This is a genomic window from Paenibacillus sp. FSL H8-0283, from assembly GCF_045040675.1.
Lineage (GTDB): Bacteria > Bacillota > Bacilli > Paenibacillales > Paenibacillaceae > Paenibacillus > Paenibacillus amylolyticus.
The window spans coordinates 3,067,828-3,079,420 of sequence record NZ_CP150295.1 but is presented as its reverse complement, the minus strand read 5'-3'; the positions used below and the strand labels follow the sequence as shown (position 1 = coordinate 3,079,420).

Sequence of the window (11,593 nt, the reverse complement as noted above, 5' to 3'; positions counted from 1 at the left end):
TTATACGGCGATCCAACCGTTTGGTTACGAAATCGTCATTGTTCATTCCCATATACGTGATTTTACAGAATGGATGACCAGACTTTGACCGCTGTGATGGCGATAAGTACGATTAATGCATATCGAAGTACCCTCACATTAATCATCGAACTAACCCGTGAACCAAGGGATGCCCCGAGCAGACTGCCGATCACCGTATAGATAATGGGTTCCATCGGAATGTCTCCACCCGTAATTTTACCTATAACGCCGCCGATTGCGGAGATAAATACAATCGCCAGTGAAGAAGCAATCGTTGTTCGTACGGGGATGTTGAGAATCGTCAGCATGATCGGAATAAGGATAAAGGCACCACCCGCACCAACAATTCCTGATACAATACCTACTGCAAAAGCAGTGCCTGCTGCAATCCATCGGTTAAACACCAGTGGAGCTGAGGTATCAAGCTTTCCCTTTCCGGGAATCAGCATAAGCACAATTGCTATGATCGCCAGAATGCCATAGATCAGATTAATAACTCTTCCGTCCAGATGACCGGATATGAACCCGCCGATCAGACTGCCAGCAAGAATGCTGGAGCCCATGTATAGCACCAAACCTCGGTGAACGATCGCCCCACCGCTTCTACCCGTTTTTACTTTTCTGCGGAATGCAATCACACCAGCAAGTGAAGCGAAAAACACTTGAAACATACTAATCGACGATACCTGATGTGCTGAGAACGGCTCCAATCCCACCCAGGATGGAACATATAACAGTAGCGGATAATTGATAATGGCCCCACCAATACCCAACAAACCGGAGAAGAATGAACCGACCAGACCCAGTATAAACATGATGACAAAAAGCAGAAGATCCATCGGTTATGCGCTTCCTTTCGTGCTATATAAATCTCATTTCGATATCACTCAAAAGTGCTATACACAGCGAAAATTATCCGTTATAATAAAAACCAAGTAAATTAATCCGAAATGAGTGATTAAGCATGTTTAACGTGTTGAAGACTCTTTTTGAAAATAAATGTCCACAGTGCAACGAAAAATTACAAGTTCATAACGATGCGTTATGCTCGACCAAAACCTGTTCTCAATGTCATTACAAAGAAGAGAGTTATGGCTCTCTCGGAGTTCGAATTGTATATGACACACCACAAAATGATAAAAAGATACAACCTTGCTAATTGTATCACGATCTCTGAAATTTCGGGATGATTCGACAAACTTATTTCCATCTCATATGCCACGATTACTTTATAATGAAAATACAAAAACGGTGCAAAACGAATAAATCGTTCTGCACCGTTTTTTTCTGTTTTTCTTTTTTTGAGATGAGTTGTCTTAATTATAAAAGGGTACTTATTTAGTTTTGAAGCTGAGGAATCCATCATCTACGGCTACGGTTGTACCATTAACTGCACTGGCTGCATCACTGAACAGGAATGTAACCACACTGGCTACTTTCTCGGGTTGAATAAGCTCTCCACGCATATGTTGAGTAGCAAGCGCATCCTTCATGGCTTGGTCATCACCCAGAATCGGTGTTTCGATAAAGCCAGGTGCTACACCAACTACACGAATTCCATGCTCAGCAAGTTCCAATGCACCGGATTTGGACATCATAACAACAGCAGCCTTGGCTGCGTTGTAGTTGAAGCTACCTACTGCAGCAACACTTCCATAGATCGAAGCTGTATTTACAATGGTACCCTGTACGTTCAATTCAACCATTTTTTTCGCGCCATAATACATACCATAATATACACTGTGCTGATCTACATCAATGACTCTGTGATAGGATTCCGGGTCCATCTCCAGAAATGGCTTCACAAGTCCAATGCCTGCGTTATTGAAAATACCGCTTAACGTACCATATTGCTCTACGGTCCAGTCGATCAGGGCTTTGATCTCGTCCCCTTTGGATACATCCACTTTGTACGCGCCCGCTGTTCCGCCTGCTGCTTCAATCTCTGCCGCAAGCTTCTTCGCTCCGTCTTCATTATAGTCAGCGACAACAATAGTCGCACCTTGATCCGAAAGTTGAAGTGCTGTCTCTTTACCAATACCACTTGCTCCACCTGTAATAATGATTACTTTTCCATTGTGTTGAGTCATGACTCTGTTCTCCTTTGGCAAAATATATTTAGGTGTAGTTCTAAACTTATAGTAAGTAACTATATTTTATTAAATTATATACTTATCATACGCCTCTGTCCCAACCTTGTCAAACCATAGATCATCTTCACATAAATAAGAGATAAATGTCATATACATCTCCTATTTACATGATATAGTCTAGCTCCTGTGATATTAAATATGCATCCGTTTTCGGAAAATAAAAAAACGAGCATAACGGTAATTCAATCATTCCGATATCTCGCCCTTATAAAATATGAGAATTTCAAACTGTGTTGTCTTCCATATTGAAAATTAATTTTATTCACCCTGAAGTCCGCTAAGCGGATCTTTCAAATTATTGATATTGGTGATCAGTTCAGGAATGCCTGTCTTCTCCCAATTCTCTGCCGTAAAACCTTGCTCTACAATTGTTTTCTCGAAATTGTCTACAACTTCTGTTAATTGAGTATTGTAACTGACCAGATTTTCATGAATACTCTCTCCTATTGCAGGAGCAGTCAACTGAGAAAATTCGCTTGCCTCTGCTTGGATCAGATCGATTTTCTCCTGAATCTGCGTTGTTATCTCCGGATTATTCACCGCACCCGATGCGAGCTCTTGCAGATCAGCTCCGGCGTTTGATACCTGTTCTATATAATCAGTAGCCCCACTCACATAATTTAAACTTTGATTAGCTTGTTCCACGACAGAACAGGCCGAAATCAGCAGAATACTTGATGCAATTAGGCCTGTCATCATTAATGTGTGCTTTCTTTTTCTTATGAACATGATCATCTCCCCTTCTCCTAATCGGAATCCTTGTTCAAAGTCCATGATACCTGTTCAGACTGCTTCTTTGCAAATGGGTCTGCAGCCAACGTTATTAAGATGTATAATAGTAAAATCACACGGTAAAGGGATGTCATGATTATGCTTCAAGCCTTGAACCAACGCTTGAACCGCATCATGCCACTGATTACCCCAATCAGCATTATTATTGGCGTGTTATGCGGGAGTTTTCTTTCTTCTTATACCTTTTTATCCCCTTGGCTTTTTGCGTTCATGACGTTCGCTGGAAGTATCAGTCTTGGGATACGGGATTTTGTGAACGTGCTGAAAAAGCCGTTCCCCCTGTTTGTATGTCTGTTTATTTTGCATTTGGCGATGCCTCTAATTGCTCTTGGTATGGGTCATCTGGTTTTCCCTACAGATGCGTACACCATAACGGGCCTTGTTCTGGCAGCCGTGATTCCGACAGGAATAAGCAGCTTCATCTGGGTCAGTATCTATCGGGGCAATATCGCACTTACGCTATCCATCATCCTGATTGATACCATGCTTGCTCCTTTTGTAGTGCCCGGAGTGTTATCCCTGTTAATCGGAACCAGTGTCACACTGGACACAGCAGCCATGATGAGCAGTCTGTTCTGGATGATTGTTGTACCATCCCTGCTCGGTATGTTGCTGAATGAGTGGACCAAAGGCGGCATTGTCCCGGTCTGGGGACCAAGGTTGAATCCGTTATCCAAATTGTTCATGGCATCTGTCGTTGCGATTAACGGATCTGTCGTTGCGCCCTACTTGGCTGATTTCAACTGGAAGTTGGCTGGTCTTGCGGTCATCATTATTTTCTTGGCATCATTCGGTTATGCACTAAGTTACTTCATCGCCCGATTGCTGGGCTGGAACGAGGCTGATCAGGTCGCTCTGGTGTTCAATGGAGGCATGCGTAATATCAGCGCAGGTGCAGTACTCGCTGTTTCGTATTTTCCACCACCAGTTGCTGTCCCGGTCGTGCTTGGCATGGTATTCCAGCAGATGCTCGCTTCACTTACAGGTTATCTGCTCGGTCGTCGCTCTCAGCTTCTGCATAAGTCGGATAAGACATCTGCGGCCTAACAAAATATTGGATGATTAAAAAACGCCGACAATCATGTCGGCGTTTTTCGTCACTATAACCCTCTACTGTAATTTCTGCCGTAGTCTCTGTAATTACTTTAATCTAATCCTACCCATTATACGCTCCCTGCCCACAATAGAAAAAAACCATCAACGAGTGATGGTTTTCATCTGTTCATTCTTTTCAGAAATCTGTTGTTGCTTATAATGCCTTATGCTTATTTCGGTTGAATATATCCTTCAGCTTTAAGCAGTTCTGCGATCAGAACCGCACCACCTGCCGCTCCGCGGAGCGTGTTGTGGGACAATCCAACGAATTTGTAATCATAGAGTGAATCTTCGCGCAGTCGGCCTGTGGAGACACCCATTCCGCGTTCGATGTCACGATCCAGTTTTGTCTGTGGTCTGTTCTCTTCTTCAAAATACGTAATGAACTGTTTTGGTGCACTTGGGAGAGCCAGTTCCTGCGGACGGCCTTTGAACTGCAACCAACGTTCCAGAATTTCGTCTTTGCTTGGTTTTTTCTCGAAGTTTACAAACACGGTCGCCAGATGTCCATCCGTTACTGGAACACGAATACATTGTGTTGTAATTAATGGAGCCGATGCTTTGACGATCTCATTATTTTCGATGCTACCCCAGATCCGCAGTGGTTCCTGCTCACTCTTCTCTTCTTCGCCACCGATGTATGGAATGACATTATCAAGCATATCAGGCCAGTCCGTAAAGTTTTTACCTGCTCCGGAGATTGCTTGATACGTGGAAGCAACAACCTGAGTCGGGTTGAACTCACGCAAGGCGTGCAGTGCAGGTACATAGCTCTGAATCGAGCAGTTTGGCTTTACAGCAATGAATCCGGTTTTTGTGCCCAGACGTTTGCGTTGAGCTTCAATCACGTCTAGATGTCCCGGGTTAATCTCAGGGATTACCATTGGTACATCTGCTGTCCAGCGGTGAGCTGAGTTGTTGGACACGACAGGTGTGCCTGTTCTAGCGTAAGCTTCTTCGAGCGCTTGAATTTCATTCTTTTTCATATCAACCGCGCAGAAAATAAAATCAACCTGGCTGGCAAAAGCCTCAACTTGGGAAGCATCCTGAACAACGATTTTCTTCACAGCTTCCGGAATAGGAACTGCGAGTTTCCATCTGCCTTGTACGGATTCTTCATATGTTTTACCTGCCGAATTGGCGCTTGCAGAAATAGCTGTTACTTCAAACCATGGATGTTGATCAAGCAGGTCCACAAAACGCTGACCCACCATTCCCGTTCCTCCGACGATACCAACTTTCAATTTTGCTGACATTCAATCATCATTTCCTTTCGGTTTAAGTGATTCTTCTCTTCAAATCAATTTCATAACTCACTAAAAACGTATTATGAAATTGACTTCCTAATTAACACTATTCAGGCAATTCCAAAGCGTGTAGTCACACCCCGGAAAAACCAAAAAATCCCATCCCCAAGACAATAGTCTCAGGGACGAGATTGAACTCTCGTGGTACCACCCAGATTCGCCAATATGTCACCATATCCGCCTCTTCAAGTAAAGGTTTACAACCATGTTGAAAGCTGTAGACCGTTCATACTCTAGCTCTGTAACAGGAGCTCCTGTCACACCATCCCCTAAATGTTAAGTTCCGATGTGCTGCTCTGAGTCTTTATTCAATAAAAAGTTCCTTACTCCTTTTCAGCTGCCGGAGCTCTCTTTGAAAGAATGATTTTTATCTACTCGTCTCTTCGTCGCATTTGATATTGCGATTATAATATCAAAATTACTGTGATGAAGTAAACACATTTTTTTAGATCTTGGAATTTATATGTTTCCAGCGGAGCTGAACTATTCAATTATCGCAAGAAAAACTTCAGCTAAACGGTCTGTCTTCTGTAAAAAGTACGTGATGGACTTTTTTCTTATAACATACTACAAATAGCTATTTCCTTACTGCTTTTTGGCAACCATCGCATACGTTCCCAGTGGGCTCCCGGGCCCCGAGGCATGATGTGTCTTAAGTAATTTCAGTTCGGAAAGAAGAAGTGTCTTTACTTTGTCCGGGATCGGAAGCAGTTTCAGTTCCACAGGCGCTTCTGCCAGTGTCATTTCGGTTTCCCAGCGACCGTCCTGCAGCTCAGGAGAATGGGTCGAAGTCTCTTCCTTAATCGTCCAGCCTGCCGCAAAGACAAGCTCTTGGATATCCTCCGGTGTAAAAAGCGTGCGCACATTGGAGAAGCTGTTCTCCTTGTAACATTCAACCTGAGACTGAATCAGAACGGATAACCAATGTGAGAGCTGGCTCACATCTGTTACTCGTGCATCCCATTCAGCAAAACATAACTGATGTCCCCACGTCCTGACCTTGCTAAGAATCTGGGCGAGTTCGTCAAACGATTTCAAGTACCAAGAACAATGGGAAAGTACAATAACATCAAACTCATTCTCGGCGAATTGAGTCTGATCACTCAGAATATCAAAATCATAATCCATTCGAATTCGATCACCCAGTGGAGATCTCCGCAGCTTGGCTGCCGCTTCGCCTACGGTCAGCGGTGTACCATAATCCTCCGGTGCAATATCTACACCATGAACGTACCCGTGCTCCCCCACCAGATGTGCAAGCACGGCCGTTGTATCTCCCTGACCACACCCGATTTCCAAAACCCGGCTGCCTTCCTGTATCCCCCAAAAGAGTCCCAGTTTCATCCGATGCTCGGTCTGAATGTACTGAATGGCGGCGTTGTCCTCCACGTCCATATACTTAATAAGGTCCCTGATGATAGATTCATTCATGATTCCTCACTCCTCAAAGAGCAACTCGAACTTCTTGCTAATTGTAGCGTTACTGGAATAATTGTACAACACTGGAGTCTATGACAGAACCATGGCACGGAGGAGAACTCGTCCTTTAGCAGATCTAAACCTCTGCTACATATCAATTCCTATGCCAACTGAGTTGCAAGCTTCTGAAGATAGGGTGTCAGCATGGGCTGTAATTCCTTGCGCAACAGTCCGATCTCCAAGATCGCCTGAATATATCCGAATTGATCGCCTATATCGTAGCGACGCCCCTCCAGTTCAAGGGCCAACAGTTCCTCCACCTGACTTACTTCTTTCAAGGCATCCGTTAACTGATATTCCCCTCCAGCACCTCTCTCGATCTGATCCAGAATAGAAAAGATGGAAGGTTTCAGAATGTATCGTCCCATTACGGCTGTTCGGGATGGCGCTTCTGCAAGAGAAGGTTTTTCGACCAGATTGGTGACCCGGTGAACCCGGTCCTCTGCACCATTCGAATCAATAATGCCATATTTGCTCACATTTGCCGCGTCTACCTTACGAACACCAATGATCTGGTTGCCTGTCTTTTCGTAGAGATGAACCATCTGTGCAAGTGCAGGCGGATCAGACACCATTATGTCATCTCCCAGCAGTACAGCGAAGGCATCATCCCCTACAAATTGCCGTGCACACCCAATGGCATGCCCCAGACCCAGTGGTTCCTTTTGACGAATAAAATGAATATTTGCCATCTCGCTGATGGCCTGCACCTCTTCCAGTAAAGACTGTTTGCCCTTGGCATATAAAGAGTGTTCAAGTTCAACCGATTTATCAAAATGGTCCTCTATGGATTTTTTGTTGCGTCCAGTCACAATGAGGATATTCTCAATTCCTGATTGCACTGCTTCTTCAACAATGTATTGGATGGCCGGTTTGTCTACAATCGGTAACATCTCTTTGGGCTGTGCTTTGGTCGCTGGCAGGAAACGGGTTCCGAGACCCGCTGCCGGAATAACTGCTTTTTTAATTCGCATATCATCATAGACTCCTTTCATTTGCTTCTTATAACCAATAATGCACGCTGTGGGCAGCTAAGTAGCGATACGAAACACCCAATATCTGCTGGCTATATAGTTCAGAACCATCCCCATCAAGGTCGCCAGGATTTTACTCATCACGAGACTCCAACCCAGCATGTCTTGCAAAGTCATCAGAATGAGAGCGGATAACGCAAGAACGATGAGATTGGTGATTAGAAAACGAACAAGTTTCGCTCTATCGCCGCCCCCTCGTGCCGTATCTCGAAAAGTCCACCTGCCGTTCAGCCAATAACTGTTCGCAACACCGCAGCTGTACGAGATTACTTGAGCCATCAGAACCGGTACACCGCCCACTGCAAGCAAAGCAAACACCACCGCATCTACTGCCGTATTCGCAACACCCACAATACCGAACTTGAAGAGTGTCACCAGACGCTTAGTCATGATGAGCAACTCGAACTGTCAATTGGGATTTTGCTTGCTGGCCCTCGGCCTGCACCACATCTCTCACAATGTATAGCGGACGCGCCTTGGTCTCATCATAGATGCGGCCCACGTACTCGCCCAGAATGCCCAGCATGATCAGGATGAATCCGTTAAAGATCAGCATGATACTTACAATGGATGGCCATCCCTTAATCGTTGAATCCGTAAAGATGGCCGAAACAATAACCGTTAACATATAGATGAATCCGCCAACCGACAGGATCGCACCTACATAACCTGCGAGCTTGAGCGGTTTATACGAAAATGAAGTAATGCCGTCCAGGCTTAGTTTCAACATGCGTTTCAGCGGATATTTTGTTTCACCTGCCAGACGTTCATCACGTTCATATTCAATCGCAGTCTGACGAAATCCGACCCAACTGACCAACCCCCGCACAAATCGGTTTTTCTCCGGAAGACGTTTCATCTCATCACATACTTTGCGGTCAATCAGGCGAAAATCTCCGGTGTCTACCGGGATATCCGTATCCGTTGAAGCACGAAGTACACGATAGAACAGACTCGCCGACCATTTCTTAAAGCGAGTTTCCCCACTTCGTCTGGTGCGACGGGCATATACGACTTCATAGCCCTCTTTCCATTTGGCGATCATATCCAGTATCAGTTCGGGAGGGTCCTGCAGATCCGCATCAATAATAACCACCGCATCCCCCACTGCATAATCCATACCAGCTGTTATCGCAATCTGATGTCCGAAGTTACGGGCAAAATCTATCAGCTTCACACTCTCGTCCCAACGGGCGTAATCACGGATCATCTGTGCACTTCGATCCACGCTACCATCATTAACAAACAACAGTTCATAACTCTCTCCTGTGCTGCCCATGACCTTCTTCAGACGCCGATAAGTCTCCTCGATCACCGCTTCCTCGTTATACATGGGAATAATAATGCTGTATCGGTACGCGTGAGCCATGTTTGTCCCCTCCCTTTTCCAATGGACTTCGTTCGTTCGAGATTTTCATTACAGTTATAATTTCACTTCGTACAAGGTGGTCTGTCCGCCAAATCCGAATCCGAATCCAAATCCAGCTTCACTCTCCGTATCACCGTTATCCATGGATCCGCTGTCCGTGCCTGTCTTCCATTCTGACGTTGGAATCTCGGTTCCGTGCTCTTTGATCCAATCGCTAATATCCGAGTTTCCTCCGCGGCCACCCATGCCACCAACCATGAAGTATTTCACTTGCCCGCTCTTGACGAGTTGCTCAAGTTCATCTGTTGTGTACACCGGGTCTGAGCCGGAGAACCCTCCAAGTGTAATGACCGCTGCTCTTTCATCGATGATATAAGGTGCTGCCTGATTATAGTCCGTAGTGGCAAAGAGATACGTTTCGCCTGTATTGTGCTCTTTCAGATAATTCAGTGTGACTGTATCCACTTCTTCGTTACGGTTGCCCATTCCGCCACGGCCACCCATTGTAGGCATTTCTGTGTCTCCTGCACCGTTACCCATCGGCATGCCCATTCCTGCTCCACCAAACATACCATTGGAACCAGTAGGTCCTGCTGCCGGAATCATGCTGTTGCCACCATAAGTTATTGGGGTGAATGCCCAGTAGATTGGACCGATCAGCATCACTATGAATCCCGCGATAATGAAGCCCTGTTTCCATTGATGTGTGCGATGAAGCATAACGATTAGGATGACCGTGACCAGAATGCCTGCGATCAATTCACTAATGGACCAGCCTGCACCAATCGTACCGTTATACACCTGCATGATATACCAGCCGAACAGAGTCGTCAGCAACACGGACACCGGAAGCAACCATGCCTGCCAGCCATTGCGATCACGATATGACTTCCACATCGCTACAAATCCTGCGCCAGTCAGCGCCGCAATTGGAGGTGCAAGCATAATCAGATAATACTGATGGAAGAAACCTGCCACACTGAAAAAGGCAGCAACGGGAAGCAGCCAGGTCAGCCAGAACAAGGCTTCCTTGTGCTTGTTGGTTATATTTCTCCGTCTTAATCCTGCAAATATGGCAATGCATCCAAGCAGCACAACTGGCAGAAGCCAGCTAGCTTGGCCTGACAGTTCAGTCTGGAACAGACGCAGAGGACCTTTCTCCCCCGTACCAAACATTCCGCCCATGCCTCCGCCGAAATCTCTTCCGTTTGGCATTTCCATATCATTTGGCATCTGCCTGTTCGGGAAATTGCCATTCGAACCATTCATGTTATCGTTATCCGGTGCATTGACATCTTGCCCAACGCCAGGAACATCACTGCCTGTCTGCTTAGGACCTGAAGACGAGTCTCCTCGATTGCCACGATTATCTCCCTGTCCCATACCATTTGGCATACCTGCGTTACCTGCAGTATTCTGCTGACCCGTTAGGCGAGCCAGACCATTGTATCCAAAGGCGAGTTCCATGACCGAGTTTGTTTCACTGCTGCCGATATAAGGCCGCTCGTCTTCGGGTATAGAATCCACAGTGACCGCCCAGGATAAGGAAACCACCGCCAGAACCGCTGTGCTGCCGATCAGCAGGATGATCTTCCTTCTCCATTTCGCCTGAAATGCAATCAGATAAAACAAGTAAAAAGCCGGGAGAATCATGTAGGCTTGAAGCATTTTCATATTAAATGCTACGCCTATTAACCCAAAAGCAACCAGAATGCGCCAAGTACTGCCTTGTTTGCTACCTTTGAACAAAAACCATGAACCCAGCAGTAGTGTAAACACCAGCATGCTGTCAATATTGTTGGTCCGGCTGACTGCCGCCACGACAGGCACAGTTGCCATCGCAAGTGCCGAGATTCGTGCTGCTGCAAGACCATATGTAGGTTTCACCATGAAATAGATCAGGAGTACCGAACCGATTCCCGCTAATACCTGCGGCAAAATAACGCTCCAACCGTGCAGTCCGAAGACATAGGCAAAGGCCGTCTGAATCCAGAAGACAACGGGTGGTTTATCTACAGTGACCGAGCCTGCTGAGTCTAGTGACGCATAGAAAAAGTTATGGAAGTTGCTGAGCATACTCCCAACGGCAGTCGTATAATAGGAATTGGCATATTGATCGTTCCAGATACCGTACCCATTGAGAAATGCCGCCAGTAATACAATCGGAAGAAGGACAAAATCCATCCTTCTTTTGGTGTTATTCAATGTTGATCACTCCTTCAAAGTTCTTCATGTCTAGTATTGTGACATGCCAAAATAAAACTGGGATGAGTGCCCGCTGAATGTTGTCTGAGGATAATTCACAATCCTTTCAGCTAAATTTCAGTTTGGCAAGCGATAATA

General features: G+C 45.6%; 10 protein-coding genes and 1 other annotated feature. Of the genes, 1 reads left to right on the top strand and 9 read right to left on the bottom strand.

Annotation, left to right across the window (positions count from 1 at the left end; genetic code table 11):
• Positions 1–62 precede the first annotated feature (62 nt).
• From MHI52_RS13940 to MHI52_RS13930, 3 genes are all read right to left on the bottom strand, one after another.
• The gene (locus tag MHI52_RS13940) at positions 63–860 is read right to left on the bottom strand and encodes a sulfite exporter TauE/SafE family protein (RefSeq protein WP_127545766.1); all 798 of its coding nucleotides are present in this window, start codon (positions 858–860) and stop codon (positions 63–65) included.
• 495 nt (positions 861–1,355) lie between these two features.
• Entirely contained in the window at positions 1,356–2,111 is a 756-nt protein-coding gene (locus MHI52_RS13935) for an SDR family NAD(P)-dependent oxidoreductase (RefSeq protein ID WP_047842788.1), read from the bottom strand.
• 321 nt (positions 2,112–2,432) lie between these two features.
• Positions 2,433–2,873, bottom strand: a complete 441-nt coding sequence (locus MHI52_RS13930) for a DUF6376 family protein (protein WP_405159229.1) — start codon at positions 2,871–2,873, stop codon at positions 2,433–2,435.
• A gap of 171 nt (positions 2,874–3,044) precedes the next feature.
• Here MHI52_RS13930 and MHI52_RS13925 point away from each other — a divergent pair, with 171 nt between their 5' ends.
• Positions 3,045–4,013, top strand: coding sequence for a bile acid:sodium symporter family protein (locus MHI52_RS13925; protein ID WP_405159228.1), 969 nt, complete (start codon positions 3,045–3,047; stop codon positions 4,011–4,013).
• A 218-nt stretch (positions 4,014–4,231) separates the two neighbouring features.
• On the opposite strand, the gene asd is transcribed toward MHI52_RS13925, so the two are convergent.
• From asd to MHI52_RS13895, 6 genes are all read right to left on the bottom strand, one after another.
• Positions 4,232–5,317 carry an aspartate-semialdehyde dehydrogenase gene (gene asd / locus MHI52_RS13920; protein WP_017688716.1) on the bottom strand — a complete coding sequence of 362 codons (1,086 nt, stop codon included), beginning with the start codon at positions 5,315–5,317 and terminating at the stop codon, positions 4,232–4,234.
• Positions 5,318–5,486: 169 nt separating this feature from the next.
• Positions 5,487–5,764 (bottom strand) — a binding site (T-box leader).
• A 189-nt stretch (positions 5,765–5,953) separates the two neighbouring features.
• A complete protein-coding gene (locus MHI52_RS13915) occupies positions 5,954–6,799 on the bottom strand; it encodes a class I SAM-dependent methyltransferase (RefSeq protein WP_405159227.1) in 846 nt (281 codons plus the stop codon).
• Between the two features lie 149 nt (positions 6,800–6,948).
• Positions 6,949–7,821: a UTP--glucose-1-phosphate uridylyltransferase GalU gene (gene galU, locus MHI52_RS13910; protein WP_405159226.1), complete on the bottom strand. Its 873-nt coding sequence runs from the start codon at positions 7,819–7,821 to the stop codon at positions 6,949–6,951.
• A 57-nt stretch (positions 7,822–7,878) separates the two neighbouring features.
• Positions 7,879–8,271 carry a GtrA family protein gene (locus tag MHI52_RS13905; protein ID WP_315373367.1) on the bottom strand — a complete coding sequence of 131 codons (393 nt, stop codon included), beginning with the start codon at positions 8,269–8,271 and terminating at the stop codon, positions 7,879–7,881.
• On the bottom strand, positions 8,264–9,250 hold the full coding sequence (locus MHI52_RS13900) for a glycosyltransferase family 2 protein (protein WP_076327735.1): 987 nt from the start codon (positions 9,248–9,250) through the stop codon (positions 8,264–8,266). The genes MHI52_RS13905 and MHI52_RS13900 overlap by 8 nt, the downstream gene beginning before the upstream one ends.
• A gap of 54 nt (positions 9,251–9,304) precedes the next feature.
• Positions 9,305–11,434: a glycosyltransferase family 39 protein gene (locus tag MHI52_RS13895; protein WP_405159388.1), complete on the bottom strand. Its 2,130-nt coding sequence runs from the start codon at positions 11,432–11,434 to the stop codon at positions 9,305–9,307.
• Positions 11,435–11,593: the final 159 nt, after the last annotated feature.

What these genes read in the sequence shown, in the direction of transcription:
- MHI52_RS13940 (WP_127545766.1), bottom strand. Translation starts at nt 860, where the DNA reads ATGGATCTTCTGCTTTTTGTCATCATGTTTATACTGGGTCTGGTCGGT.
- MHI52_RS13935 (WP_047842788.1), bottom strand. Translation starts at nt 2,111, where the DNA reads ATGACTCAACACAATGGAAAAGTAATCATTATTACAGGTGGAGCAAGT.
- MHI52_RS13930 (WP_405159229.1), bottom strand. Translation starts at nt 2,873, where the DNA reads ATGATGACAGGCCTAATTGCATCAAGTATTCTGCTGATTTCGGCCTGT.
- MHI52_RS13925 (WP_405159228.1), top strand. Translation starts at nt 3,045, where the DNA reads ATGCTTCAAGCCTTGAACCAACGCTTGAACCGCATCATGCCACTGATT.
- asd (WP_017688716.1), bottom strand. Translation starts at nt 5,317, where the DNA reads ATGTCAGCAAAATTGAAAGTTGGTATCGTCGGAGGAACGGGAATGGTG.
- MHI52_RS13915 (WP_405159227.1), bottom strand. Translation starts at nt 6,799, where the DNA reads ATGAATGAATCTATCATCAGGGACCTTATTAAGTATATGGACGTGGAG.
- galU (WP_405159226.1), bottom strand. Translation starts at nt 7,821, where the DNA reads ATGCGAATTAAAAAAGCAGTTATTCCGGCAGCGGGTCTCGGAACCCGT.
- MHI52_RS13905 (WP_315373367.1), bottom strand. Translation starts at nt 8,271, where the DNA reads ATGACTAAGCGTCTGGTGACACTCTTCAAGTTCGGTATTGTGGGTGTT.
- MHI52_RS13900 (WP_076327735.1), bottom strand. Translation starts at nt 9,250, where the DNA reads ATGGCTCACGCGTACCGATACAGCATTATTATTCCCATGTATAACGAG.
- MHI52_RS13895 (WP_405159388.1), bottom strand. Translation starts at nt 11,434, where the DNA reads ATGGATTTTGTCCTTCTTCCGATTGTATTACTGGCGGCATTTCTCAAT.